Source organism: Halomonas sp. AOP43-D1-4 (assembly GCF_052446175.1).
GTDB lineage: Bacteria > Pseudomonadota > Gammaproteobacteria > Pseudomonadales > Halomonadaceae > Vreelandella > Vreelandella citrativorans.
The window spans coordinates 37487-61479 of the sequence record NZ_JBQSVY010000011.1; the positions used below are offsets into that span (position 1 = coordinate 37487).

General features: G+C 53.7%; 27 protein-coding genes and 1 riboswitch. Of the genes, 9 read left to right on the forward strand and 18 right to left on the reverse strand.

Going from position 1 to position 23993, the window contains the following annotated elements; all coding sequences use genetic code 11:
- The first annotated feature begins 66 nt into the window (after positions 1-66).
- The gene (locus ACT3RQ_RS13160; RefSeq protein ID WP_216657919.1) at positions 67-198 is read left to right on the forward strand and encodes a putative transporter small subunit; all 132 of its coding nucleotides are present in this window, start codon (positions 67-69) and stop codon (positions 196-198) included.
- A gap of 198 nt (positions 199-396) precedes the next feature.
- On the opposite strand, the gene ACT3RQ_RS13165 is transcribed toward ACT3RQ_RS13160, so the two are convergent.
- From ACT3RQ_RS13165 to ACT3RQ_RS13175, 3 genes are all read right to left on the reverse strand, one after another.
- Complete coding sequence (locus tag ACT3RQ_RS13165) at positions 397-1086, reverse strand: DUF899 domain-containing protein (RefSeq protein ID WP_444680630.1); 690 nt, start codon at positions 1084-1086, stop codon at positions 397-399.
- An 84-nt stretch (positions 1087-1170) separates the two neighbouring features.
- Complete coding sequence (locus ACT3RQ_RS13170; protein ID WP_444680631.1) at positions 1171-1818, reverse strand: glutathione S-transferase family protein; 648 nt, start codon at positions 1816-1818, stop codon at positions 1171-1173.
- Positions 1819-2000: 182 nt separating this feature from the next.
- Complete coding sequence (locus ACT3RQ_RS13175) at positions 2001-2222, reverse strand: VF530 family protein (RefSeq protein WP_192528609.1); 222 nt, start codon at positions 2220-2222, stop codon at positions 2001-2003.
- Positions 2223-2481: 259 nt separating this feature from the next.
- Here ACT3RQ_RS13175 and ACT3RQ_RS13180 point away from each other — a divergent pair, with 259 nt between their 5' ends.
- Complete coding sequence (locus tag ACT3RQ_RS13180) at positions 2482-4287, forward strand: DUF4153 domain-containing protein (protein WP_444680632.1); 1806 nt, start codon at positions 2482-2484, stop codon at positions 4285-4287.
- Positions 4288-4310: 23 nt separating this feature from the next.
- Here ACT3RQ_RS13180 and ACT3RQ_RS13185 read toward each other — a convergent pair whose 3' ends face one another.
- Together ACT3RQ_RS13185 and ACT3RQ_RS13190 are read right to left on the reverse strand one after the other, a co-directional pair.
- A complete protein-coding gene (locus ACT3RQ_RS13185; protein WP_172115986.1) occupies positions 4311-4586 on the reverse strand; it encodes a DUF1971 domain-containing protein in 276 nt (91 codons plus the stop codon).
- Position 4587: 1 nt separating this feature from the next.
- Positions 4588-5175: an O-methyltransferase gene (locus ACT3RQ_RS13190; protein WP_441679430.1), complete on the reverse strand. Its 588-nt coding sequence runs from the start codon at positions 5173-5175 to the stop codon at positions 4588-4590.
- Between the two features lie 148 nt (positions 5176-5323).
- Between ACT3RQ_RS13190 and ACT3RQ_RS13195 the strand changes: the two genes are divergently transcribed.
- Positions 5324-5812: a TspO/MBR family protein gene (locus ACT3RQ_RS13195; protein ID WP_444680633.1), complete on the forward strand. Its 489-nt coding sequence runs from the start codon at positions 5324-5326 to the stop codon at positions 5810-5812.
- Between the two features lie 646 nt (positions 5813-6458).
- Here the strand turns inward: ACT3RQ_RS13195 and ACT3RQ_RS13200 are convergent.
- From ACT3RQ_RS13200 to ACT3RQ_RS13210, 3 genes are all read right to left on the reverse strand, one after another.
- Positions 6459-6698 carry a hypothetical protein gene (locus ACT3RQ_RS13200; RefSeq protein ID WP_444680634.1) on the reverse strand — a complete coding sequence of 80 codons (240 nt, stop codon included), beginning with the start codon at positions 6696-6698 and terminating at the stop codon, positions 6459-6461.
- Between the two features lie 336 nt (positions 6699-7034).
- Positions 7035-7820, reverse strand: a complete 786-nt coding sequence (locus ACT3RQ_RS13205; RefSeq protein WP_444680658.1) for an aminoglycoside adenylyltransferase family protein — start codon at positions 7818-7820, stop codon at positions 7035-7037.
- 51 nt (positions 7821-7871) lie between these two features.
- On the reverse strand, positions 7872-8426 hold the full coding sequence (locus tag ACT3RQ_RS13210) for a GNAT family N-acetyltransferase (protein ID WP_444680635.1): 555 nt from the start codon (positions 8424-8426) through the stop codon (positions 7872-7874).
- Positions 8427-8778: 352 nt separating this feature from the next.
- Here ACT3RQ_RS13210 and ACT3RQ_RS13215 point away from each other — a divergent pair, with 352 nt between their 5' ends.
- The 3 genes from ACT3RQ_RS13215 (at position 8779) to ACT3RQ_RS13225 (ending at position 10315) form a co-directional block, all read left to right on the forward strand.
- Positions 8779-9546, forward strand: a complete 768-nt coding sequence (locus ACT3RQ_RS13215; RefSeq protein WP_444680636.1) for an SDR family oxidoreductase — start codon at positions 8779-8781, stop codon at positions 9544-9546.
- Positions 9547-9812: 266 nt separating this feature from the next.
- Positions 9813-10064 (forward strand): type II toxin-antitoxin system Phd/YefM family antitoxin, encoded by a 252-nt coding sequence (locus ACT3RQ_RS13220; protein ID WP_444622804.1) that lies wholly within the window; start codon positions 9813-9815, stop codon positions 10062-10064.
- A complete protein-coding gene (locus tag ACT3RQ_RS13225) occupies positions 10061-10315 on the forward strand; it encodes a Txe/YoeB family addiction module toxin (RefSeq protein WP_444629804.1) in 255 nt (84 codons plus the stop codon). The genes ACT3RQ_RS13220 and ACT3RQ_RS13225 overlap by 4 nt, the downstream gene beginning before the upstream one ends.
- Before the next feature lie 114 nt (positions 10316-10429).
- Here ACT3RQ_RS13225 and ACT3RQ_RS13230 read toward each other — a convergent pair whose 3' ends face one another.
- The 5 genes from ACT3RQ_RS13230 to ACT3RQ_RS13250 all read right to left on the reverse strand — a co-directional run bounded on the left by ACT3RQ_RS13230 (position 10430) and on the right by ACT3RQ_RS13250 (position 15848).
- Positions 10430-12079 carry a hypothetical protein gene (locus ACT3RQ_RS13230; protein ID WP_444629805.1) on the reverse strand — a complete coding sequence of 550 codons (1650 nt, stop codon included), beginning with the start codon at positions 12077-12079 and terminating at the stop codon, positions 10430-10432.
- Positions 12080-12237: 158 nt separating this feature from the next.
- Complete coding sequence (locus tag ACT3RQ_RS13235; protein WP_444680637.1) at positions 12238-13005, reverse strand: DUF6615 family protein; 768 nt, start codon at positions 13003-13005, stop codon at positions 12238-12240.
- Between the two features lie 68 nt (positions 13006-13073).
- Positions 13074-13508, reverse strand: coding sequence for a gas vesicle accessory protein GvpU (gene gvpU / locus ACT3RQ_RS13240; RefSeq protein ID WP_444629807.1), 435 nt, complete (start codon positions 13506-13508; stop codon positions 13074-13076).
- Between the two features lie 338 nt (positions 13509-13846).
- A complete protein-coding gene (locus ACT3RQ_RS13245) occupies positions 13847-14998 on the reverse strand; it encodes an IS91 family transposase (protein ID WP_444680638.1) in 1152 nt (383 codons plus the stop codon).
- On the reverse strand, positions 14991-15848 hold the full coding sequence (locus tag ACT3RQ_RS13250; protein WP_444680639.1) for a tyrosine-type recombinase/integrase: 858 nt from the start codon (positions 15846-15848) through the stop codon (positions 14991-14993). The genes ACT3RQ_RS13245 and ACT3RQ_RS13250 overlap by 8 nt, the downstream gene beginning before the upstream one ends.
- Before the next feature lie 319 nt (positions 15849-16167).
- Between ACT3RQ_RS13250 and ACT3RQ_RS13255 the strand changes: the two genes are divergently transcribed.
- A complete protein-coding gene (locus ACT3RQ_RS13255) occupies positions 16168-16305 on the forward strand; it encodes a phage integrase N-terminal SAM-like domain-containing protein (RefSeq protein ID WP_444629808.1) in 138 nt (45 codons plus the stop codon).
- Positions 16306-16367: 62 nt separating this feature from the next.
- Here the strand turns inward: ACT3RQ_RS13255 and ACT3RQ_RS13260 are convergent, their stop codons facing one another.
- A complete protein-coding gene (locus ACT3RQ_RS13260) occupies positions 16368-16970 on the reverse strand; it encodes a class I SAM-dependent methyltransferase (RefSeq protein ID WP_444629809.1) in 603 nt (200 codons plus the stop codon).
- A 130-nt stretch (positions 16971-17100) separates the two neighbouring features.
- A riboswitch (TPP riboswitch) is annotated at positions 17101-17253 on the forward strand.
- Between the two features lie 90 nt (positions 17254-17343).
- Between ACT3RQ_RS13260 and tenA the strand changes: the two genes are divergently transcribed.
- Together tenA and thiC are read left to right on the forward strand one after the other, a co-directional pair.
- Positions 17344-18012 (forward strand): thiaminase II, encoded by a 669-nt coding sequence (tenA, locus tag ACT3RQ_RS13265; RefSeq protein WP_444680640.1) that lies wholly within the window; start codon positions 17344-17346, stop codon positions 18010-18012.
- A 22-nt stretch (positions 18013-18034) separates the two neighbouring features.
- On the forward strand, positions 18035-19945 hold the full coding sequence (thiC, locus tag ACT3RQ_RS13270) for a phosphomethylpyrimidine synthase ThiC (protein WP_444680641.1): 1911 nt from the start codon (positions 18035-18037) through the stop codon (positions 19943-19945).
- A 68-nt stretch (positions 19946-20013) separates the two neighbouring features.
- Here thiC and ACT3RQ_RS13275 read toward each other — a convergent pair whose 3' ends face one another.
- From ACT3RQ_RS13275 to ACT3RQ_RS13290, 4 genes are all read right to left on the reverse strand, one after another.
- Positions 20014-21177 (reverse strand): DUF2955 domain-containing protein, encoded by a 1164-nt coding sequence (locus tag ACT3RQ_RS13275; protein WP_444680642.1) that lies wholly within the window; start codon positions 21175-21177, stop codon positions 20014-20016.
- Positions 21167-22228, reverse strand: a complete 1062-nt coding sequence (locus ACT3RQ_RS13280; RefSeq protein ID WP_444680643.1) for an HlyD family secretion protein — start codon at positions 22226-22228, stop codon at positions 21167-21169. Before ACT3RQ_RS13280 ends, ACT3RQ_RS13275 begins: the two co-directional genes overlap by 11 nt.
- A gap of 244 nt (positions 22229-22472) precedes the next feature.
- On the reverse strand, positions 22473-22982 hold the full coding sequence (locus ACT3RQ_RS13285; protein ID WP_444639257.1) for a porin family protein: 510 nt from the start codon (positions 22980-22982) through the stop codon (positions 22473-22475).
- Between the two features lie 77 nt (positions 22983-23059).
- A complete protein-coding gene (locus ACT3RQ_RS13290; protein ID WP_444680644.1) occupies positions 23060-23980 on the reverse strand; it encodes an EamA family transporter in 921 nt (306 codons plus the stop codon).
- Positions 23981-23993: the final 13 nt, after the last annotated feature.

The window sequence follows — 23993 nt, forward strand, 5'->3', positions numbered from 1 at the left end:
TAAGACGTTGAAATCACTTCATCCGCTGGTGCGCCATAGCGCACCAGCCAAACATTAGGAAAGCACATGCAAACTTTTATATTGGCGTTATATGTATTGATCTGGCCGCTAATCTCACTCTCCGTACTGGGCGTCATCGGCCTGGCCACACTAAAAGACATTCTTGCGGCGCGGCGTGATAAGCGGGGACTGGTGTAACGTAGTAATTAATCGCTGAATAGTGGCAATGCAAACAGGCAAGGAAGCAGGAGTGGCAAAGGATTGCCGTGAGGTGGCTTTTTAGCGCCGATACGTCAAATGCGTCATCACTCAACCCACGTCAGGAAGTTTTCAAGAATAACGTCAATGACCTCCCTGAGTGTATGCCGTTTTTTTCACCCCCAGTTCAGACGAGTCTTATACGTCATACTCGTCGTGGCGACGATTCCAGCCATACGGCTCAGTTTGTGGCCAGCCTTCTGGAGAATCTTCCCAGGTTTCCTGACGGCCAAACGGGGTCAAGTCTAAATAGGTCCAGAGGCTGCCAAGATATTCGACGCCTCGCGCCCCTGTAAAATAGCTGCGATATATGGCGTTGCCATCACGAATAAATACACTGACGCCGTGCCTCTCACCTTCCGCAGTCGTTACGCCAACATCATGGTTAAAGTCGCTCTCATAAGACGAGTACCATGGGATAGGATAAGCCCATCCCATACGGGATCTATACTGATTAAGTTTTTCCAAGGGGGCGCGTGACACCATCACTAGCGAGGTATCGCGAGCATGCAGATGAGCCGGGTGAGTCATGGCATCAGCGACCCACGAGCAACCTTCACAGCCCGCTTTCCAGTCAGGTGCGTACATAAAATGATACACAATGAGTTGGCGGCGCCCTTCAAACAGATCGAGCAGAGACGCTGGGCCGCTTTCGCCCTGAAACGTATAATTCTTAGCCACCTTCACTACAGGTAATTTCCTACGCTCAGCACTCAGTGCGTCACGCGCGCGGGTTAGCGCTTTCTCTTTTACGAGAAACTGATCCAGCGCTAATTTCCACTCTTCTAAAGATACGACACTCGGCAATGGTTGTTTAGTTGTAGTCATGGTTTTTCTCTCCGGTGTGTTCCGTCGATCCGCTCCAACACTGATAAACTTCGCCGAAGTGCTGGCGTGCGGGATGCTGACCACTCACGCTGCCAAGCGCCGATTATAGGCATCAAGGCATTTATGCCACGCTGGCCGGTCGTGACAGCGCGTTAAATAGGAAGTCACATTAGGAAACTCATCCAGAAGGTTTGTATGCTGTATTTGGCTTAACGCAGCAACCATAAGAATGTCTGGATAGGTAAATTGGTCGCCAAGCAGATAGTGCTTGCGGATAAGCACACCTTCGAGCACTGCGAGGCAGTTCTTGGCCATCTCTACGAGTGCCGGACGCCGCAGCTTTGCCCACTCGGCATCCGCTTCAAATAAATCAATCACGGCAATTTGCGTCATCGGTGGTTCCACTGTATTCAGGGCAGCAAACGTCCATTGCAGGGCTTTAGCGCGTTCTGACTCACTCGTCGGCAGAAGCCTCCCTGATTGCTCCGCCAAGTAGATAACAATAGCCCCTGACTCAAAAATGATCACGCCATCATGGTCAATCGCGGGTACTTTTCCAAAGGGATTGATTGCCAAATAATCAGCGCTATGTAGCTCCCCAGCGACATCATCAAGCCCATTAACCTGATGAGGCAGCTCGCACTCCTCTAGTGCCCACAGCACACGTAAATCCCTCGTAATCCCCATCACTTGCGGCGTTACTTTTCCAAATCCATACATCGTAATCATCATCAATTTCCTCACGAAAGCCAATACTTCAAACGGTCTGTGATTGCATGAGCGAACTATCACTAGTCGTTCGAGCGTGAGAGAAATCGACAAACTACAATGTATTTTTTATTCTCAATGGCCACATAAACGGCGCGAGGAGCGTAAACCTCATAGCCCACTCCGCCGCTACACTTATTTCTGCGTTAACCCGTAAAGGTATTGATATACAGCGCTTCTACTTTATCCCGTGCCCACTGCGTTTTACGCAGGAATTTCAACGACGACTTAATAGAAGGATCGTTGAAGAAGCAGTTCACGTTGATCTCTGCGTACAAGCCGTCCCAGCCGTAACGCTCAACCAAACGCGTCAAGATCTTTTCAAGGCTTAAACCATGTAACGGATTATTAGGTTGTGGATGGCTCATTAGTAATTCCCAGTGGCATTTCAAACGCCCTTTCCAACATGGCAGGCGACAAGCCACGAATGTTAACAGAGGCAGTTAAGAAAGCACGGCGGAATAGCGTTCCGCCATTGGCAACGTACTTCTCTGCAAAGAACCAGTAATATTCGATACATTTCCATTTCCCTGTCATGGTGATGTTGTTATTTAATCCAACGCTACCCTGATTATGTTTAAAGCAACGTAAATTTTATTACGCCAACCTCACCTGCGGACAACTGTCATGGATGATCATCGCGCAAATACGCTGGACAAGCCCACCCGTGCGGGCTTGATTTTGCTGGCCGTGGTACAAGGGATTGCGCTGCTGGCCCTTCATCTGGCGATTGAGCATGAGCACTGGCTGGCCGCTGACCAGCGCTGGCTCAAGGCGCTTTATACCGTAGCAATCGCCCTGCCCGCGTTTTATCTAATCGGCATGGAGCGGCTACGTGATCGCCTCAATTTTCTGCCGCTATTGCTGGCCCCACTGCTGTTTTGGCTGGGCTGGCACCTTGGCTGGGTAGAGCAAACACCCGAGCAACAGCAGTGGGTGCGGCACCCGTTCACGTTTGCCTTTTGCGTGTCACTTGGCGTGGCGCTTTTCATTCTGGCGCTGTTTTTTCGGAGTAGCGCCACTAGCAGAACCTGGCCTACCGCCTATTCACCGCTGCTGAATTACTCTTGGGAATTCACCCAGACGCTTTCCCTATTGACACTGTTTATTGGTGTGTTCTGGGGCCTGTTATTACTGGGGGCAACGCTGTTTTCGGCTATTGGCGTGAGCTTTTTTGAGACGCTTTTCAGCGACCCCGTGTTTATTTACCCCGTCACCTGGCTGGTGATCGGTTTAACGCTGGTGATGATTCGTAACCGCTTTCGCCTGATTCAAAGCGTGCGGCAGATGAGCGAGGCACTTATCAAAGCGTTACTGCCGCTGGTAGCCCTTATCATCCTGCTATTTTTTGCCATGCTCCTTTTTACCGGCGTGCAGCCCGTCTGGGATACAGGCAGAGCCTCCTCCATATTAATGGCGCTGATGTTAGCCCTGCTGCTGTTCTTCAACGCGGTATTTCATCAAGCGCATGGCTTACCCCCCTATCCCACTTGGCTACGCCGCATCATCCTGCTGGCCGTTGTGCTGCTGCCGGTGGGTAGCGTGCTGGCCGCCTGGGCACTCTGGCTGCGTATTGATCAATACGGCCTTAGCCTGGACAGGCTGTGGGCTGTCCTGCTGCAAGTGCTAACAGCGGCATTTACCGTAAGCTATAGTCTGCTTCTGCTGTGGCGCCGCCAGGCAGCACTTCCCAGCCTACAGCGCGCCAACGTTGGCTTGGCACTGCTGGTGGCCGTTGTATTGATCGTGGTTAACACTCCGCTGGCAGATATGCGCCACTGGGTTGCCGAGCAGCAAATCAAGCGGTTGCTGGATGGCCGCACAACAGCCGAGGCGTTTGATGTTAACTACCTGCGCTACCAGCTCGGCCAGCCGGGCACCTTGGCCTTGCAAGCCTTGGTAGAGAGCGAATTTGCCCAATCGCAGCCTGAGTTAGCTCGGCGTATTGAACTTTCGCTCAGGCAAACCGAACGTTGGAGCCAGGAACCACTGGTGGATACTCAGAACCTGGCTGACGTCGCCCAACAGTTCAGGGCAAGCCCTAACGGCGCCACTCTCCCCGAGCCCTTGCTGAACCTGTTGGTTGAGCAGAATTCCGCCTGTTTAAGCCAGACGGAACCCTGCCAGACCCTACAGATAAGCAGCGGCACGCCCTTCCAGTGGCTGGTTTATGAACCCTATAGCGCGGTGGGCAAGGCGTATGGCGAACGCAATGGCGACTGGCTGTTGCTCGGCCATTTGATGCTACTCGGCGCGACTCAGCCGCAAGATGACCCAACGTGCCAAACGACTCTGACTATGAATGATCTCGAACGCCTTACCGGGCCAGCCGATATCTACCGGAACGGCAACTGCCTTTATAACCTGCAGCCGACGATTGAAAACGTCAGGCAGCAGCTATCCGCTCAAGGGGGAAAAATATCAGGGGAGTAAGCAGATTGGCAGGTACTTCCCTATTAACGATAAAACTCAACAAAAAACCTTACCGGGCCCAGCGGCTTGATGTGATGTTTTATCGTTGGCTCTACAACACCATACTGCTCTGGGCTTAACTCGATGATATCCAGTGCTGGCTCTTGAATGGTGTACTCCAACAAGCCTTCAAGTACCACAATCTTTCCCCACACCCCCTCTTTGGTCGTGTGGTCATTCAACAACCCTGTGGGAACGCTCTCTTCGGTGAATTCTGGCGTTCTTTTATAGGGAGAAACATTGACGGGTAAGTCTTTCATGTTATCGGCTCCTTGTAGCCAAAAACTCGCCGTTTCCGACAGGCACGGTACACGTGGCGAAATCAGGGTCTGCGGAAACCAATGCCACAAAAGATAACATCTCTTCAGCATGAGACGTGGCATTATCAACCACAAGAAGCCCTCCTTCACGAAGAACCCGCTTAATGTCGGGCCACCATGCCAGATACTCAGAACGCTCAGAATCGAGAAAGAGAAGATCGATGCTTGATGTGGAGCTGCGACCAAGTACGGCACCCGCCTCACCATGAACCTGGGTAATGAACGGAGCAAGACCTGAACGCTCGAAACTCTTAGCCGCAAGCGAACGTTTGAAATCGGCTTGTTCAACGGTCGTCACATGGCCGTTTATTGCCGCTGCAGCCCAAGCCAGCCAGAGTGTTGAGTAACCGTTAGACGTTCCAATTTCAAGCACGCGCTGAGCATTCGTGGCCCGAACCATCACGGAAAGGAATTCTCCCGTGTCACGAGTGATGTTCAACATGCGGCGAGGCCGGTCGGTGATGGCGCTATCGTTGCTTACACCAAACTGCTCGAGTTCAAGTAACAGCGTTTGTAGCGATTCAGTCACGTTGCACTCCCTTTGTTTAATGCCACCTTATCTAGCTCGCCTGCCACGCTTCAACCATGCTTCATTCTTTCTCAACCGCCGCCGTGGCCGACCCCATCGCGTTACACTACGCTTGAAGTGATTTTCATACTTTACAGCAGAGGCTCATGTGCGTGCACTTTCTCGTAAAAAACAGATTCTGGGCCTGATTGGCTGGCTGGCACTGGCTTATATTGCCGCCGCCATCGGATCGGTGGCCTCCATCAACGCGGCCTCTTTCTACGCAGAGCTTGTGCAACCGCCCTGGGCACCGCCCGCCTGGCTATTCGGGCCGATGTGGACGACGCTTTACGGCCTTATGGGCATTGCCGCCTGGCTTGCCTGGCGTGAGCCCAGCGCCCGGCCCGCGCTTGTCGTGTTCGCCATACAGCTGGCGCTCAACGCCTTATGGAGCTGGCTCTTCTTCGCTTGGCAACTGGGCGCTCTCGCCTTTATCGGCGTGGCCGCGCTTTGGGTATTGATTTTGATGACGCTGGTGATGTTCTGGCGACTCAAGCCGCTGGCGGGTGTACTGCTGGCGCCTTACCTCGCTTGGGTGAGCCTGGCCTGCGCGCTCACCTGGAGCGTGTGGCAGCTTAACCCGCAAGTGTTGGGGTGAGTCAGTCGCCATGGCTTTGCGCGGTTTATCTTGGTCAATTAAAAATCAATAACCAGCCCATGAGAGCCATATAGCCAAGCACAGAGAGTATTAAGAATCGTTTTCTCTTTGTTCTCTCCCGTGTGGATATATAGAGACCTTTTAATCCGCTGATGGGTAAGAAAAGAAGATATTCCAGCCAGTGCTTTACAAACATAAGGCTCAATAATAGCAAAGGCCATCGACGCGAAGGGTCAGCTGGATATGGATACATATAAGCCATTACTGAACCGAGTCCGGCTAAAACAAATAAACATATCCACTTTTGAAGTTGAGTACCTAAAAACATAGTATTCCTAATTCAGCATTTTTGCGGCTTAGCATATTCTTATTGAGAAACGCTAACAATACAGGCTTATAAAAAATCACCGAAACCAAGTGGATACGCATTTTTTACTATCCCCTCTTCGTTACTGTGGGCTAAACCTCGATTGATCCGTCAAGGTGATGGCCAATGACAGGAACACCTGCGCCCTAGTACTACGGTTAGATGCTATAGCCCCCTGACGCTTAGGCGGCTGGATAACAGGCGTAATCATCCGATCCCACGCCCAGTGATAAACTTATGAAACAATATAAAACATAGGGATTATGTGTATTTAAAATACTAAAAAACTCCTTTCCAACTTTTTTTGGTAAACGCGCTCACTTTTGTATAACTCCCTGACCACGCATTAAACTTGAGTATTCCATCAAAACCGGGACTGACTGATTTTTCCTCATTGATAAGCCATAAGCGCAGATATTCAATCGGCTTGGAGATAACCGCCAACCCACCAACGTTTGGTGCCATATGAGGAAGCGTATAATCGGCGCGTTTCAACTCCCCGCTATAGTGGTAGATCATCGGGCTTTATGCAGCCTCATCATGGGTGCGATAGTATTGGCTATAATCAATAACACTGATCTTTTACCACTGAACATGACGAAGGCGAAGCTGGGAGTGTCCTGATTAATCAAGCTGTTACCTTCTAGCACACGGGCAGCCCCTTCACTGCTTAACAACCCACTTTCTTCATCGCTCGAATCGTTATATACGTGAAAATCGCGCAAGCCCCTAGATGCTTGCAGCAACAGTGCTTCCGAGGGTTTGGGTGCATCTACCGGATCTCACGTGAAGCGTATCCGCTCAGTGTTAACATCAACAGCAACCATATTACCCATTGCTTCGACAGAGGAGTTTTCAAACGCCAAGAGTCCGCTCAATATTGTTTTTCATATAAGCTACCAGCGCTTTCATGGCCTCGTACTTGTCTTCCCACCAATCATTCCCACGTCCAAGGTAGCCTTCACGGGCGTACTTCAACAAGGCCGCATGCGCAGCAGGTGCCTGTTGTTCAGCCCACATCGTGGCAACATCCTTCGGCGCTATATTACCCGTTGCAGCGGTTAGCCACATCCGCGACAAGGTCAATATTACATTGCGTTCGTCTCCCTCAATGTGATTCAGAAGGCTGGGTAACGAATCACGTATAGCTTTTTGAATATCAGCCATAGGCACAGGCTCAAAAACCTCAGCGGCGCTTCTTCCGAACAGTGAAAGACTGTTATCCCTTACCTTCTTCAGAACAATGGCAAGATCAGGATCATGGGCTGGTTCCGGAACACTTCCGGCCTCGAATTGCGCTCGCAACCACTCCCCGTAAACAAACTCAGCCCGAGGAGGAAATTGCCAAGGAACAACATCAAAAATTGTCACCACCGTCAGCTCTAACGGCCTGATGGCTTGAGAATTCCCAATCGCACCGGATACGCCCATCAACCGAGCAACCAGGGATTTTCTTTGCCATAAGCCAGGAGGCCTTGAGACGGCGACCAAAATATCTACATCACTTTCGTGCTTTAAACCGCCAACGACAGCAGAGCCGAAGAGATAAATACCGATGATCGAATCACCCAGAACGTCTTCTACGACTAACTGTGCCTGTATTGCTTCGTTTGTTATCTCTGGGATTGTCATATTCAGAATCTACTCTTGATCTAACGCCCACAACAGGCGCCTGCCACAAGCATTGCTTGGCTATGCAGGGTGATCGCTTATCAGCCGCCCATACATTGCCGAGTCAGAGACGATGCCATTGACCTCCCAACGCTGCCTTAGAAGCCCTTCTTGAGAAAATCCAAGATTCTCTAGCGCTTTCGCAGAAGATTGATTGTCTGGGTCAATCTCTGCTTCAATTCTCCGAAGTCCCAATGAGTTGAACCCGTACTGAATCAATGCCTCTCCCACCTCGTTTACATAGCCTTTACCCCAACAAGAACGGCCTAACCCAAAACCGATCTCGGCTCGCTTGGATTCCTTGTCGTAGCTAAATAGCATGCACTTTCCAGCCAACTCGCCTGTAGACTTCAGATACACACCAAGTACAAGTGACTCTTGACGCTGCATCGAATCGTGGCTGTCATTAATAAATTCAAGTGAATCCTGAATCGTTGCCCAAGGAGCAGTGTGCCAATACCGCATGACCTCAGGATCAGCAAAAATTTCCAGTAAACTATCCGCGTCACCTGTTACTAACGGTTTAATGGTCAATCGCTCGGTCTCAATCACCGGAAAAAATAGTTTTTGTGTCATTAATATCTCCATACTTACACATAACAGCGATGATGCAGCTGCCTTGGTTAAGGGTCATTCCTCTTGTTTCCTGGGCTCTGTTGACGTTTCGACAATAAGATTTTGCCAGGCAGGGGGCAAGTTCACAGCATAAAGGTTCCTACGCCAATAGATGGCACGCTTGCCGTGCCCCGACTGATACTCACGGATGAACACAGGACGAAGCTGAAACCTATCCTGCTTCAACCATGGACTTAACACCATGAACGACCGAACATGGCGTTGGACGGAATAACTATTAAAGAACAGGCAGCCATGACTTCCTGACGCACTCTACCTATCAGCTCAATTATAAATAGCGGGATTACCACGCATGAGACTCAAGCAACGTACAGCACTCATTACCGGCGGGGCCAGCGGCATCGGGCTGGCAACGGCTGAACGTTTTCTTTCCGAAGGCGCGAGCGTGGCACTGCTAGACCGGGATAGCCTAGCGCTCGCCAGGGAGTGCGCTCGGCTTGAGCGCGAAATTGGCCGCCCTGTCCTTGGCGTGGAAGCCGATGTCGCCGACACGACTGCGATAAATCACGCAGTTGCGGAGGTTGGCGATGCCTTGAGGCGAATCGACATTGTGATCAATGCCGCTGGCGTCAATGTTTTCTCAGATCCGCTCGAAACCGATGAAGCCACCTGGCGGCGTTGCCTGTCGGTCAATCTGGAAGGCGCGTGGCGGGTCATTCAGGCTACGCTACCTGGCATGCTGGCCCGCAAGTATGGCCATATCGTCAACATCGCTTCAGTCCACGGGCACAAGATTATTCCCGGCGCTTTTCCGTACCCGGTCGCCAAGCACGGCCTAATCGGCCTGACCCGATCACTGGGCATCGAATATGCGGCGCGCGGCATCCGCGTCAACTCTATCTCACCCGGCCTGATCCGCACGCCGCCCGCTCAGGCCTGGCTGGACAGCTTAAGCGAAGCCGAACGCCAACACCAAGCCGATCTATTGCCGTGCCGACGCATCGGTGAGCCCGATGAGGTCGCCAACACGGCGCTGTTTCTAGCCAGCGACGAAGCACGCTTTATCAATGCCACCGACATTCTGATGGATGGCGGCCGCAGCCAGGTTTACCACTCGTGACGCGACACCTAACTAGCCACCTTCAGCGGCGATGGAAATACGACATAGGCGGGGCTCGCGGTACAGCTTGCCGTGCTCATGACGCTTGGGTGGTTGGGGTGGTACCAGCCCGGGGGATAAATCGACTCGGGCCGTTGAATGATCAAGCGCCCCAAGCACAACGTCTGACTGGTGTTAAAGCAGGCGCGTGAGTAGAAAGTTGTTGTCTACCGCCCCTCCATGTACGACAATCTGTACAGTACAATATTACGTACAGGAGTATTATTATGGATGCTATTAGCTATACCGCCGCCCGAAGCCACTTGGCCAAGACCATGGAGCAGGTCTGCGAAGATCATTCACCTGTCATCATCACGCGCAGCAAAGCACCTTCGGTGGTCATGCTTTCGCTGGAAGATTATGAGGCGCTACAGGAAACCGCTTACCTACTGCGTTCACCCCATAACGCGCGCCGTTTGATCGACGCCATGGCCGAGCTGGAACAAGGTGGTGGCCAAGAGAAGGAGCTCCTGGAGTGAGGCTCATCTTTGCCGAGAATGCCTGGGAAGACTACTTGTACTGGCAGAAAACCGACAAGAAGGTTCTCGGCCGCATCAATAAACTGATCAAAGAGATTCAGCGGCAGCCGTTCGAGGGCGTAGGCAAACCCGAACCACTCAAACACGGCTTTTCCGGCTACTGGTCTCGACGAATCAACGACGAACATCGGATCGTTTACAAGGTGGCGGATGATGCGCTACTGATTGCGCAGCTTAGGTATCATTATTGATTTATGGTCAATAACGCCAGAATAACCCGCAAAGTCTGGAGCGCGCGAAGCGAACGGAAGAGTTTGTCGGGTTCATTCACTCGTTAGCATCTTGCTGCTTCGATATCCAGTTAATTAGCGACGTAGTATATTGATAATCGAAATGAGCACAGCCACGAAGCCGACCACCGCGAAGGACAGGGCGAAGGCATACAATCCTGTCCAGGCCTCGCCATTCTCGGGATACATATCAGTGAGGAGCGGCTGAACCACAAGGTCTGCAAAACCGGCAACTCCTACTAGCCCGAATACTCCTGTCAACCAACGGTCAACACGCCCTCGCTTCTTCTCCGCTCGGTATCGGCGTTCGTCCAGATGCCACCGTGCCTGCTCTTTGCCCGAAGCTATAAGACCCCTTGTTCCCGCCGCTGCTAGCAAGTAGTCAAGCGCATCTGTGATTTCCCCCGCCTGACCCGAATGGTGAATTACAGCTTCAGCCCCCGCCAGTACACTGTACGCCTCGACCAAGTCCTCATCTGATTGGGGAGAGCTCGCGGTCGCGCAGGCACGCGCAATTCGCAAATTGTGGTACTCGAAGTGCTCTGCTCTGGCCTGGTTCTCCAACAGACGACCCTGGGTGTTATCTTCCTCCCAAACATTGTCCGGCTGATCTGGCGTTCTTAGCCAAGTCCAAAGGAGGAGCGCTCTATCCCCATGGAAACAGTAATCTCCGAACAGCCGCAAATCGGGTGGCAAGGCCGGAGGGTCCTCTAATTCGCCATGTCGTCCTAGTACGCGGGATATAGATGGACCGAACTTTTCTAGCAGTTCCTCCTTCGAATCCGGCTGATCCACAAAACGCATCAATGAAATCGAGGGGCGGCCTTGCCACAGCTGTGCTTGTGGTGCCCGCCCCCCCCTTCGGCCGCTCACCGCGACCAAACTTGCGACAGCACGAACATAGATGGACCGACAAAGGTCAATTGTCGCCTCCCAATCTGATTGCCCCTCGGAGCCAGCGATTTGGTGAAGAACGCAAGATTCCCCGCTGATATCGAAGGCTCGCCCACACTTTCCAAGGGATTCTTCGAGCACCGCTCGCCCATCTCGACGTATCTTCTTTACCAGCCTTTGGGTCTTTCGGCTGGCAACTCTCTGCCCACCAATCGAAAGCTCGCTTCCAAAGTCACTAAGTAGCTCCTGTTCCGCATCTATCCGCTGAAGGTGTTCCTGAACCCAGACCCGATCAAAATATTGTTGAAATAGGTTCACTATTTCTTGAATGAAATCACCCTCATCCAATCCAGACCATGCGGCATCTAGCTGGAAGCTAATGAGCAATATTCCGTCAGAATAAAGCTTAAGCCACGGGTGGATTGGAAGAGTCAAGCCGTCGCGCTCTAAGACCAGAGGTGGTAGCGCTGCTCGGAGATGCGACGGTATCTGCCTTGCCTCTGGACTTTCGATGCGTTGTTCAAGGAATGAAAGTTCTAGGCAGAACAGGAGATCGGCAGCTGTATGCCTTGGGAGGTTGTCACTAAATTTGACTTTCCAATGGGAATCCCACTGCCGCCCTTGCGGCCGAAGCCACTCAAGCTGGACGCAACCATCCACATCAAGGTAGACGCACTTCAAGTCAGAGAAGCAAACAGTCCGGGCTATTTTGGACTTGAGAAGATTAGTGGCGGTTTTGACAAGGTCCACATCCGTGACGTCAAGGCCAACTGTATAGTTGTAGAAGGAGTTGGCCTGTTGCACTTTTAAGTTGGTCCGGTATGACGTCAAGCAAGAACTCTCCATATCGAATAGTGATGGCGCCCAATTGATGCGGCCCGAGTTTTTCGCTAACTCCTGAGCTCAGGTGCGTTTGTGGCGACAGTTGCTTTTGCGACAGCAAAAACGGCTGGCGGGTCAAGCGTCACCTGCAGCGATTTGTTAGGCACCTACTCTTCCTCCCTCAGATCGTACACGCCGATTGCCTTTATACGTGAACATTTTTCTGGCCAAGATTCCCTACCGCTAGAATTTTCAGAGTGCAAGAGGGTTTGGACATACGGTGGCAATTCCTCGGAATCCCGAACGACTCCATCTAATTCTGTGCCGAAGTAGCGGCTGAAATATTGACCTCTGCGCCTCAACGGACAGCAGAAAATGCAGTGAAACGGATTGGACTTATTGAGTATGGTTTGTAACCCAAGCCGCTTGCCAAATTTAGCGTCACCAAAAGCCTTTGCATCTGAGGCCGGCAACATAAAAACGCCAGAATCAGGTTGTAATCGACGACCACCGCACAATGCTTTGGCCCCTCCAGCATTGGGGCTATAAATTGCGTAAAACGGCAACATCGAACGTGAGGCTGCATAATTCTGAAGGGTGGCAAGTTGACTTTGGCTATTGCTTGGATAATTAAACTTGCGCACGTAGGAATCGAAGGATTTTATGAATTTCTTTGCCTGAAACAACAACGGAATAGCTTTCTTCCGCCCTACCAGCCAAAGCTCCAATTCAAAATCGGCTCCAGTTAAGTGGTGTTCTTGATGCTTCGTAAAAGTCTTGGCGGACAAGTACTTAAAGCGGCTGTCCAACTGGCGCCACCGCCAAATCAGAAAATCCGTAACGGACTCTTCATTAACATTTGGCACATTGACCATAAAATCATGCACTTCCTGACCCAGTGCAATGTTGGCTTTGCAGATATCCATATGTGTCATAGGTGCCTAACGTCTGAATTCAGGGGCGCGACGCGGCTTCATCGCGGCGCGTCCCTTGGAATGATGGGTTAGCCCGCTGCTTGCCCGAGGCTGCCCAGCGTGAAACCTGCGACTTCTGAAATGCGGCCTCGCCACCAAACCCCTTTGTTTCCGGGGATTGGGTGGCCGGAAGTATTGAAAAAGCGAGCGTTTTTAAGATGTATGTATTGCGGTGGAGGGGGCGCATCGTCGCCTTCCTTTTTGTAGATCTCACCGTACTTGGCAAAGGAATCCCTCACAGATTCTGCCGCCTCTGGATCGTTAAGGCCGCTGGAGAAGTCTTCCGCAAAACCTTCAAAGTAAGCTTTTCCGCTCGCGAGGATACCGGAGACAAGGAGGCCGCTGACCTGCAATGTAACTCCGACTTCAATGCCGTCGTTTGCCATGTTTACCAATGACTGAAGGAACCAGTCGTGCGGAACGGCGAACGGCGCGGGCTCTGCGTTTGTTGTTTCATCTGTCATGTGGAACTCCTTTTGAAAAGAGGGCTACAACAGTGAAGCATTTATTCGCCGTGCGGAGCATGGCGCATAAATGCCTGTTGGACTAAGGCGCGTCCATCAGGCGGCTATTTAATAGGGGATTGTATTGACGGGCATGTGGCCGGAGGCAACAAACCGTGCATAGGCATGTCTGTGGTAACGCGCTCTAGTGGTGAGATTCGCCATCATTTCAGTACCCCCGAACCTAAGTTAACTCAATGTAGCGCGCTTGATGGCTAAAATCCATCACCGAGACGAACGTAGCCGCGACCCGCGAGTGGGCCGGTTAGCCTAGTCCGTTGTCGTCGTATGGCGTTACATCATGCTCGATAGCGTTGCTCCTTGTGGTTAGGCGGCTGATCATGGATGGGCCGCTGGGGAGTGAGCGTCCCGATCATCCGCAATGTCGGCTGCCGACAGTGTGGACAGGTGTAGGTTGGCTCCACATCGCTGGCGGCTGTATCGACATTTGGGGCTGGCTCAGCAACCGCTAGCGCTTGGCGGATCCGCGCCAGTCGTTGCCGACGGCAGCGATTGGCCAGAAAACCGTAGTGACGCACCCGCATCAGTCCCTTGGGCAGGACATGGAGCAAGAAGCGGCGCACGAACTCCTCGCCATTGAGGGTGAGTGACTTGTGCCGGTCGTGGTCGCGATAGTCCTTGTAGCGTAGGGTCACCTGATGGTCATCGACAGCGAGGATGCGCGCGTTGCTGATGGCGATCTGGCGCGTGTAGCGCGCCAGGTAGCGAACCACCGCATGGGTGTGTTCAAGGCAGTCCTTGCTGTAAACCACCCATTCAGTGGCCATCAGCGTGTTAAGTTGAGCATCGACATCACCGGGCCGGGTGACCCGGTGGAGATCGCCTGCATTGGCGGCTTTGCGCAGAGCACTCACCATGTGCCCGCGAAAGTGGCGTGACAGGGCCCGCACAGGGAACAAGTAGTTGCTATGTGCCCCACGCCAACGACCATCGCCACTCAAGGCACCGCCTGGAACCAAACAGTGCAGATGCACATGCTGGCTCAGGTTCTGGCCCCAGGTGTGAAGCACAGCGATCATCCCCATTTCGCCGTCAAGGCGCTTGGGATCTCGTCCAAACGTGCGCAGCGTTTGCCAGGCACTCTGGAACAGTAACCGGTGAATCACCTCGGGATGAAGCTGAACCCAGCCATTAAGGCTGTGCGGCAGCGTGAACACGACGTGGTAATAGCGCACTGGCAGGATATTGGCTTGCTGACGCTCGGCCCATTGTTCCATGGCGCGGCCTTGACACTGTGGACAGTGACGGTCGCGACAGCCGAAGTAGTGTGGCTGGATGTGAGCGCAGTCGGCGCACTGCAAGACCATTCCGCCCATCGCCTCCGTTCGGCAGGCCAGCAGGTGGCTACACACCCGTTGCCGTTGGCGATCAAGACCGGTTGGATCGAGAAAGCGGGTCAACGCCTGTTGCAAGGTAGCGGCCTTAGTCATGGCTCACCTCCAAGGCGGCCACCAGGTCAATATGACACTGATCTCCCTCTTGCTGGCTCGGTAGCCAGTGTAGATAGCGCATCGTCGACTGGAGGTTACGGTGGCCCAGTAGTCGCTGGAGCTGATGGACGGGCAGGCCCTGCTCCAAAACATGGGTGGCATAGGCATGGCGCAGACTATGGATGCCACCCACCCGCTCGACCCCGGCCAAGCGCTTGGCTTGGGTAAAGGCCTTCTGCGGCGCACTGGTGTGCAGTGCTTGGTCGGGAAACAGGGCACTCGGAAAGAGCCATGTCGGTGGCCGGTAAGCGCGCCAGTAATCGCGCAAGCGATCAAGCAGGGTCTTCGGTAGTAGCACCATACGATCCTTGCCGCCTTTGCCCTGCGTCACACGGAGTTGGTAACGCTGGCTGTCGATGTCACTGACTCGCAGGTGGCAGACCTCGGCCACACGCAATCCGCAGCCGTAGCACAGTTCAAGCATCATGCGATGCTTCGCGTTTTGACAGGCGGCCAGGATCCGCCGAACCTCGTCGCGAGTCAGCAGTTCTGGAATCCGCTGCGGTTTTTTGGGGACGGTGAGCGGCACATCAAACGACGGCCACTGCAACACGTGCAGGTACAGGAACCGTACGCCGTGCAGGTAGACACGGCAACTGGCGGCGGACAAACCGCGTTCCTGAACCAGGTGATTGAAGAAGTGTTGCAGGTCGTCGGTACTCAACGTGTCTGGCGGACGGTGGAAATAACGTGCCAGATCAGTAATCACCATCAGGTAGGTGTTGTGGGTACGTTGCGCAAAGCCACGCTGACGCATGGCCGCGATCATCTTCTGTCGCAAGGCAGTCATCGTCGTCACTCCTGTTGATTGACCCACGTGGGTCAATCAACAGTGTGGCCCGATGAGGCGAAAAACGTGGTTCGTCGACAGCTACCGCGAAGCGGTTTAGTTCAACAGTGATTATATAGTCGGCTGCATAACCTCAATGAACGTGCTGGCGCGTTCATTGAGGTTATGCAGCCGCTCTGATCAAATCTACCTCATTGATTCTATTGCTAGCAAAGCAAATTTTGGCTGCCTATCCAAAATTCGCGTGCTGGCACGATTTGCCATCCTCAATAATGCTGTATATAAATACATATAAATATTCATGCAAAGGGATACCCCCATGAAGCCAAAGGATAGGGTCCGGGCTACCTTGCGGGTAAAACGCTATAGCCTTCGCACTGAGAAAACGTATTGCTACTGGATTCGTTTTCATGACAAGTGCCAGCCAGCTATGGTTAAAGGTATAGAGGTGGAGTAGTTCCTGGAGTATTTGACGATAGGAAAGCGCGAGGCAGCTGCCACAAATAAGCAGCGTCTCGGTTAAATCACTGGTTTTCTTAAAATCAGATCAAACCGATGCCAGTGGTGCTTTTCCAGCCCACCCTCCCCCTCGCTTTCGCGTAAAAGCTCAATTTTCAGACCATCGCACAGCGCTTCTATTTCTTGCATCGAGTGAAAGCTCATTGCTGGATGCTTGGCCCAATCGTGCCTGTCTCCGAAGAGGTGCCCGACAAATAACCCTCCCGGTTCAAGCGCTGAAAGGATCATGTTCCATAGAATGGGAAAGTGCGCTGGCTCGCAGAACGGTAGGCTTAACCCCGCGTGGATCAGGGCAGACGATGGCAGGCCTTTCAATTCCTCGAAGCGCGAAACCATCACTTTCAGATCAGCGCCGGGTAATTTAGCTTTCAGTGTTTCGATTCGCGCAATGGCGTTGGGCGCTTTGTCGATCGCCAAGACTTTCCACCCCGACGTCAGCAGTAGCGCGGTTTCGATGCCGCCTCCACATCCTAAATCGATAGCATGGCCGTTGCCTTTGGCTAAGCACTCATCCCCCAAAGCGCGGCGTAACAGCGGCGAGGCGGCTCGCGTTTGATTGGCGCGATAGAAGGCTTCCCAACCCGTTTTGTTATCGGTGGTCAATGTCAGTACTTCCTGATCGCATCATGCTGTGGTGGTGAGTGTTGATAGACATAATCGATTCAAATTAACACGTAGCACCGTCGTTCGCCCCCTTGCATCTCCCTCCACCGCCACCTAGACTCGCTGAGTTGAATGCTTGACGGGGTGCCGGTGAATCCGGCTGAGATGGCGCAGGGCGTAGCAATTTTGCTGCCAAGCGCTGGTCCCGCTGAACCTGATCCGGCTAATGCGCTGCTTTTGATGTAGCGCGGGTACCGGCGTAGGGATCAAGCGATGGCGCCGGCTAGCTCTCTCCCACAATCGCTCGCCACCCCTCCGTGCCATTTCCTCGATCTTTTCGCCTGCCCTTCGGATCACCACCACCGGAGGATGTATGGGCTACCGCTTTACTGATTTAACCACTGCTTGCCATGACGATTGGCGCGCCTACATTGAGCACGACTTTGTGCGCCAGCTGGGCAACGCCACGCTGCCTGAAGCGTCATTTCGTCACTACCTAAAGCAGGATTACCTGTTTCTGATTCACTTCGCTCGCGCCTATGCGCTGGCCGCCTACAAAAGCCCTACGCTTGCCGATTTGCGCCATGCCCATGAAGGTTTAAAAACCATTGTGGATGTGGAACTGGGCTTGCACGTGGGCTTTTGCAGCGAATGGGGGATTTCCGAGGAGGCACTTGCCGAGCTACAAGAAGCCCGGGCGACCATGGCCTACACCCGCTACGTGTTGGATACCGGCAACCGTGGCGACCTGCTGGATTTACACGTAGCACTTGCCCCTTGCCTGGTGGGCTATGGCGAGATCGCCAACTGGTTGAACGCGCAACCCTCCACAGTGCGTGGCGGCGATAACCCGTTCGATGCCTGGATTGCGATGTACGAAAGCGCGGAGTTTCAGGCGGCCATGCAAGCCGAGCTTGAATGGCTTGATGCTCGCCTCGCCGACGTCACTCCTGCCCGCTTTAATGAGCTCAGCAAAATTTTCCGCGATGCTACGCGCCTGGAAATCGACTTCTGGCAGATGGGCCTGGACCTTTCCCATTAATTCCAATAACAAGGATATAACCGTGAACAAAACCGTTACCCAGAAGACAGCCCGCTTTCTAGCCGAAACCGCCCAAGTCGATGCCGCCGCGATTTCCCCACTACCCGGTTCACGCAAGGTGTATCTTGAAGGCTCGCGCCCGGATATCCGCGTGCCGTTTCGGGAAATCAGCCTCTCGCCGACCAAAACGACCAGCGTGGATGAACAGAATCCGCCGCTGCTGGTGTACGACACCTCTGGCCCCTACACCGACCCCAACGCTCAGATTGATCTACGCCGTGGGCTTCCCGCGCTTCGCCGGGCGTGGATTGAGGAGCGCGACGACACCGAGTTTTTAGAAGGCCATACGTCTGAGTACGGCAAACGCCGCGCCAACGACCCCATGCTGGCCCAGCTGCGCTTTGATTTGAAACGCACGCCGCGCCGGGCAAAAGAAGGCAAAAACGTTACCCAGCTGCACTACGCCCGCCAAGGGATTATCACGCCGGAAATGGAGTTTATCGCCCTGCGCGAGAATCAACGCCGCCAAGCGCTGGGCAATACCGAGGTAGAGCGAATTTTGGGCCACCAGCATCGCGGCCAGAGCTTCGGCGCCAGCATCCCAGAAGAGATTACGCCGGAGTTTGTGCGCGATGAAGTCGCTCGTGGGCGGGCGATTATTCCTAATAACATCAATCACCCCGAAAGCGAGCCGATGATTATCGGGCGTAACTTTCTGGTCAAGATTAACGGCAACCTGGGTAACTCGGCCGTTACCTCGTCGATTGAAGAAGAAGTCGACAAAATGACCTGGGGGATTCGCTGGGGCGCGGATACCATCATGGATCTCTCCACCGGGCAGAATATCCACGAAACCCGCGAATGGATTTTGCGTAATTCGCCAGTGCCTATCGGTACAGTGCCTATCTACCAAGCGCTGGAGAAGGTCAATGGCGTGGCCGAGAACCTGACCTGGGAGGTGTTTCGCGATACGTTGATCGAGCAGGCCGAACAGGGTGTGGATTACTTCACCATTCACGCAGGCGTTTTGCTGCGCTATGTGCCGCTGACCGCCAACCGGGTAACGGGCATCGTCTCTCGCGGCGGTTCGATTATGGCCAAATGGTGTTTGTATCATCATCAGGAGAGCTTTCTTTACACCCACTTCGAGGAGATCTGCGAGATCTGCAAGCAGTACGACGTGGCATTTTCATTAGGTGACGGCCTGCGCCCAGGCTCTATCGCCGATGCCAATGACGAAGCGCAGATGGCCGAGCTTAAAACCCTGGGTGAGCTGACCCACATTGCCTGGCAGCACGACGTGCAGGTAATGATTGAAGGTCCCGGCCACGTGCCCATGCACCTTGTGAAGGAGAACATGGACAAGCAGCTGGAGTACTGCGACGAGGCGCCCTTCTACACGCTCGGCCCGTTGGTCACGGATATCGCACCAGGCTACGACCATATTACCTCGGGCATTGGGGCGGCGATGATCGGCTGGTTTGGTTGTGCGATGCTCTGCTATGTCACGCCCAAAGAGCACTTGGGCCTGCCCAATAAAGATGATGTCAAGACCGGCATTATTACCTACAAAATTGCCGCCCACGCGGCGGATCTCGCCAAGGGCCACCCGGCAGCACAGCGGCGTGATAACGCGCTTTCCAAGGCGCGGTTTGAATTCCGCTGGGAAGATCAGTTCAATCTGGGCCTCGACCCGGACACCGCGCGGGAATTCCATGACGAAACCCTGCCCAAGGATTCCGCGAAGGTCGCTCATTTTTGCTCCATGTGCGGGCCCAAGTTCTGCTCGATGAAGATTAGCCAGGAAGTACGCGACACCTACCGCGACCGCACGCCAGAAAGCACTAACGACGCGGAGTCCGTTAAGCGCGGCATGGAAGAACAGGCGGAGAAATTTCGCCAAACGGGAAGCCAGCTGTATCAGGAAGTGTAAAGCGGTTTAAAAACTCAAGGGTTAAACGCAAACAGGGGCCTGAAAGCCCCTGTTGTCGACGTATTACGCTAACTTTCTGGTAGTCGCGTTGGCTCCCAAAGATTAAGCAGATAATGCAGGCACGCCATGACGAGTAGCGTTACTACCAGCGCCACGCTCATGGATGAAAAACGGTACAGGGCGCTATAGACAAGGTCCTGGCTGGGGCCTAATGATTGCCCAAACAGAATGCCCAGGGTGGTCATCCCGCCAAACCCGATACCTGAACCGCCGCCTTCAAGTATGTGCTCGCGCCCAAACAGCAATAGCCCCAACCAGTAAAGCACAATCGCCAGCAGGAAGTGGTTGCTTTGTGTGTAAAGCAGAAGCTGCATAATCAGCGCCAGGTTACACCCCAACAGCGTGCCGATGGCGCGTTTGCGAGCGGATACGCGTGCACCGGCATACCCCATCGCGAACAGCACCAGAATGGTCGCCATTTGTGCCGAGAGCGACCCCTGCAGGTCAAATACCTGAAAAACGACAAAGGAAAGTGTCGCGGTAATGCCGCCCATTAACGTTTCATGGCGCATCTGCGCTTTCGTCTTGGTGCTTTTGGGCGGTGGTTGGCGGGGCTCAACGTCAGGGAAAAGTGTGTACATCAGCATGGCGATGAACACGGCAAGCACGCTGGCCACAAAATTGGAGGCCAACAAATCAGCTAGATCGACGCTGGGGTAGCTCGCAAAATGCAGCAGAATGCTTAAGGTTAATACGCCATTGGCCCCAAACAGAAACAGCGGGCCTTTTGCCATCAGGCTAAACCGAAACAGGAACATACCCAACACGACCAGCGTCATCACCACCGGCATATGCTTAAGCAGGCCGACCACCAGGCTGACTTCCAGCGCATTCACCGATACGTTACCTAAAAACTGGCGAATAATGCTGATATTCAGAATGGGCACCATACCCAGCAAAAACATCGGAAAAACGGTAAAGAAAACGCCGTAGTTCCAACCCATTAACTGACTGATGATAAACCCGAGAGTGCCGCCACCGGCCACCCGCAAACACTGGCGCAGGGCATTCTCACTCAGGCGATGGTAGGCAGGTGCCTCTGGGCCAGCGCCGCTACGGCGGGGCGTGCGCTTAAAAAAACTACGCAGCGCGCGATTGATTGACCACGTGCTGGCATCCGCCGGTTTTGTATCAGCGGGCCCTGCAGTAGTAGAACCCGCATCAGTAGACATAATGTAGCCAGCTGATCAGATGCGTTTGTAGCCATGCAAAGGGGTGCGCCAGCGCATGTTCCCCCGGCAGCAGTTGCACCGTTGCCCGGGCACCGCTTGGCAGCAGCGCCGCAATGGGTTCGTTGAGGGCAACATGAATACGCAAACGCTGCGCATCGCGCACCCAGCGGTCAGAGGTAGGAATATCCGCCAGCTGCCCATCAGCGGTCAATTGCCCTTCCCGCACGCCAGCATCAAAAGCACTGACCTGCCCTTTAAAGATATGCCCAGGCATCGCATCAAAGATCACCGCAGCCGAGTCGCCGGGCAGTACGTGGCGCAGGCTTTTTTCACGGAAGTCGGCAACGATATCCATGTTCTGAGTCACCAGTGCAATCACTGGCTGCCCCGCCTGAACATAGTCGCCCACCTGAAGCTGCAAGTTCGTTACCTGGCCTGACTCTGCCGCCCGCACTTCGGTGCGTTCGACGTCCAACTGCGCTTTCTCAAGGGCGTTGTCGGCTTGGCGCAAGCGCAGGTTGGTATTTCCGTTCTCGCCTAGCTGTACTTCCAGGCTCTGTATGTTCGCCTCGGCGGAAGCCACGTCTGCCAGGGCGGTATGCTCAGCCGCCACCTGCTGCTCGTACTGCTGGCGTGAAATACTCTGCCGCCCCACCAGGGCTTCGCCACGGCGCCGCTCGCCGCTGCGCTCCTCCGCAACTGCCTGGGCAGAGGCCAGCACCGCCCGGGCGGCGGCAAGCTCTGCTTCAAGGCGCGTGTTTTCGCGCTCAGCCTGCTCACGATTTAGCCGCGCTTGATCAAGGGCAAGCTGAAAGGGCTCGGGGTCCAGACGAAACAGCACATCGCCTTTAGCAACCTGCTGATGGTCACGCACGGTCACTTCTTTCACTGGCGCGCTGAGCTCTGGCGCCACACGGGCAACCGGGCGCATTACCCTGGCCTCGGGCGTCATGGGCATGAAGCTGTCAGCTATCAAGAAATAGATAAACAGCAGTGCAAAGGCAGTCAGCGCTACCTTCACCCAGCGGGCGAATTTTTGATCAGGGGACATGAAGTTTTACTCGTTGATTTGCGCACCTTCTGCGTACGCGCAGAGCGCTTATGGCCAGCGCATGCTTAATGGAATAGCGTATTTTAGCAAATGATTAGCAAGCTAACAATGATCCACGCTTCTGCTTTATGAGCGTTATTGAGTAGCCCCTTTGGCTGCCTGCAGAAAAAATCCCATAAAAAAACCCCAGAGCCAAAAGGCCCTGGGGTTGGATACACCACTAACGCGTTTTAAGCGTTAATCATTAAAAACGGTATTTTAAGCCCACACTTGCGGCATCGAAATCGTAGGCAGACTTGTCCAGATAACGCATGTAATCAGCGCTGATGGCCAGATTGTTGGCGACATCAATTTCACCGCCCGCGCCATAGGAGAAACCGCTTTCACTGTCGTGGTCGAAATCCACTTCAGTGACACCGACCAGACCATAAAGGCGTGCATTGGGGGTAATAGGCGCGATGCCTTTTGCGTAAGCACCTACCAGGTAATCCAGCTTGGTATCACCATCGGAGCCACCGGTACCCAGATGCCCTTCGAGCGCGAAGTAATCATTGAACTGCGCGCCGCCGCGTAAACGCAGGCCTACATCGTTACGTGAGGAACCGCGGTCAGGGTCAAGGTTCCAAAACATGGCGTCGCCCGCCACGTAACCTTCAGGGTAACCCAATGATTGCTGTGCCTGTGCTGATGCAGCGAATGCACCTGCGCCGACCAAGAGTGCCGCAGAAGTGAGTGATAATACGGTCATCTTCATCGTCTTGTACCTCCGTTAAAAAACAGTGTTTCCTTACACAGATTCATTGTGGTACATGTCCGAAAAGAACGCAACGTTTACCGCCCTTTGGATAGGCTAAGTGCGACAATACCACCCACCACGACCGCCCCACCCAGTAACTGGCCGGGGCTTAGCGTTTGCCCTAATACGAAATAACCGATCACCAAAGAGGCGACAGGTTCGATATTCATGACCGGGGCGTTGCGCGCCATATCCAGGCGCGGCACAAAAATAAACAGTGTCGAGAACGCGGTGGCGTAAAGCAGCGCCAAAAGCCCCAAACCCACCCAGCCTTGGCTATTGTCAGGTAGGCTCATACCACCAGGCACGACACCTAAAGCCCCACCGATTACCATGGCGAAAAACACGGTTTGCATGGTTAAAAGACTGCGCAGCGTGCTGCCTACCTGGGATAAACGGTGCTCGGTAACCCATAGCGCGCAGGCGAAAACGAACGCGGCCAGCAAACCAAATCCAATACCGGCGACCCATTCCGGCCCCATACTGTCAGCACTGGAAAGCCAAGCAGGAATATCCAGCACGACCAACAGCCCGATTAAAATGGTCCCCATAATAAGGCAACTGCGAAGCGACGGACGCGGCCCGCCCAGCGCCCAACTCAATAGTGCTAACTGAATGGGGAAGGTATTGACCAACAGTAGCGCAATAACGACAGGAAGCCGCGCAACCGCTGAATAAAGGCTGACACTTTGAATGGTGATAAGAAGACCTACCACCAGTTGCCAGGGCCAAGTGCCCGAAGGCAGCCATAAGCGTTTCTTCTGAACGATCACAAGGGCGAGCAGGATCAAACAGGCTACCCCGGAACGCGTTAATACGGCCAGCAGTAACCCTGTACCGTTATCAAAGGCAAGCCTGGCCGATACATGGTTGGCAGCGAACATGGTGCCAACGGTCATTAGCAGCAAAATGGCTAAGTGGCGCGGCATGTGGTTGGGTAACGAGGACGTAGTCATAGGCTCCAGGCAG

What these genes read in the sequence shown, in the direction of transcription:
- ACT3RQ_RS13160 (WP_216657919.1), top strand. Translation starts at nt 67, where the DNA reads ATGCAAACTTTTATATTGGCGTTATATGTATTGATCTGGCCGCTAATC.
- ACT3RQ_RS13165 (WP_444680630.1), bottom strand. Translation starts at nt 1,086, where the DNA reads ATGACTACAACTAAACAACCATTGCCGAGTGTCGTATCTTTAGAAGAG.
- ACT3RQ_RS13170 (WP_444680631.1), bottom strand. Translation starts at nt 1,818, where the DNA reads ATGATGATTACGATGTATGGATTTGGAAAAGTAACGCCGCAAGTGATG.
- ACT3RQ_RS13175 (WP_192528609.1), bottom strand. Translation starts at nt 2,222, where the DNA reads ATGAGCCATCCACAACCTAATAATCCGTTACATGGTTTAAGCCTTGAA.
- ACT3RQ_RS13180 (WP_444680632.1), top strand. Translation starts at nt 2,482, where the DNA reads ATGGATGATCATCGCGCAAATACGCTGGACAAGCCCACCCGTGCGGGC.
- ACT3RQ_RS13185 (WP_172115986.1), bottom strand. Translation starts at nt 4,586, where the DNA reads ATGAAAGACTTACCCGTCAATGTTTCTCCCTATAAAAGAACGCCAGAA.
- ACT3RQ_RS13200 (WP_444680634.1), bottom strand. Translation starts at nt 6,698, where the DNA reads ATGATCTACCACTATAGCGGGGAGTTGAAACGCGCCGATTATACGCTT.
- ACT3RQ_RS13210 (WP_444680635.1), bottom strand. Translation starts at nt 8,426, where the DNA reads ATGACACAAAAACTATTTTTTCCGGTGATTGAGACCGAGCGATTGACC.
- ACT3RQ_RS13215 (WP_444680636.1), top strand. Translation starts at nt 8,779, where the DNA reads ATGAGACTCAAGCAACGTACAGCACTCATTACCGGCGGGGCCAGCGGC.
- ACT3RQ_RS13220 (WP_444622804.1), top strand. Translation starts at nt 9,813, where the DNA reads ATGGATGCTATTAGCTATACCGCCGCCCGAAGCCACTTGGCCAAGACC.
- ACT3RQ_RS13235 (WP_444680637.1), bottom strand. Translation starts at nt 13,005, where the DNA reads ATGACACATATGGATATCTGCAAAGCCAACATTGCACTGGGTCAGGAA.
- gvpU (WP_444629807.1), bottom strand. Translation starts at nt 13,508, where the DNA reads ATGACAGATGAAACAACAAACGCAGAGCCCGCGCCGTTCGCCGTTCCG.
- ACT3RQ_RS13245 (WP_444680638.1), bottom strand. Translation starts at nt 14,998, where the DNA reads ATGACTAAGGCCGCTACCTTGCAACAGGCGTTGACCCGCTTTCTCGAT.
- ACT3RQ_RS13250 (WP_444680639.1), bottom strand. Translation starts at nt 15,848, where the DNA reads ATGACTGCCTTGCGACAGAAGATGATCGCGGCCATGCGTCAGCGTGGC.
- ACT3RQ_RS13255 (WP_444629808.1), top strand. Translation starts at nt 16,168, where the DNA reads ATGAAGCCAAAGGATAGGGTCCGGGCTACCTTGCGGGTAAAACGCTAT.
- tenA (WP_444680640.1), top strand. Translation starts at nt 17,344, where the DNA reads ATGGGCTACCGCTTTACTGATTTAACCACTGCTTGCCATGACGATTGG.
- ACT3RQ_RS13275 (WP_444680642.1), bottom strand. Translation starts at nt 21,177, where the DNA reads ATGTCTACTGATGCGGGTTCTACTACTGCAGGGCCCGCTGATACAAAA.
- ACT3RQ_RS13280 (WP_444680643.1), bottom strand. Translation starts at nt 22,228, where the DNA reads ATGTCCCCTGATCAAAAATTCGCCCGCTGGGTGAAGGTAGCGCTGACT.
- ACT3RQ_RS13285 (WP_444639257.1), bottom strand. Translation starts at nt 22,982, where the DNA reads ATGAAGATGACCGTATTATCACTCACTTCTGCGGCACTCTTGGTCGGC.
- ACT3RQ_RS13290 (WP_444680644.1), bottom strand. Translation starts at nt 23,980, where the DNA reads ATGACTACGTCCTCGTTACCCAACCACATGCCGCGCCACTTAGCCATT.